The sequence below is a fragment of the Monashia sp. HAY1-5C genome (assembly GCF_056755255.1).
The window spans coordinates 1-256 of the sequence record NZ_JBPGXG010000509.1 but is presented as its reverse complement, the minus strand read 5'-3'; the positions used below and the strand labels follow the sequence as shown (position 1 = coordinate 256).

Here is a 256-nt window from a genome sequence, read left to right as displayed (position 1 = left end):
AGCTTACGGACTGCGGGCCCGGGACCCTACCCCTGGGTCATGGCCGGTTCCATTTCCGTGGCCGTCCTGGGTTCCGCGTTGTCGCTGAACGGCGTTCTCAGGGGCTGGGCCTGGTTTATGCCTCTGATCACCACTGTCCTGGTGGTTTCCCTGACCCTGGCCGCACTTCGTGCCCTCCGCGCCCAGCCTTTGCTGGCCACGCTTGGGTCATTTGTCTCCCTGGCAGCAGTTCTCACCTTCACGTTCTGCCGCCAGG

General features: G+C 64.5%; 1 protein-coding gene. It reads left to right on the top strand.

Features of this window, described 5'->3' with window-relative positions:
* Positions 1 to 39 precede the first annotated feature (39 nt).
* Positions 40 to 256 (top strand): hypothetical protein (locus ACR9ZK_RS22600; protein WP_481344167.1); only part of this gene is annotated, 217 nt, incomplete at its 3' end.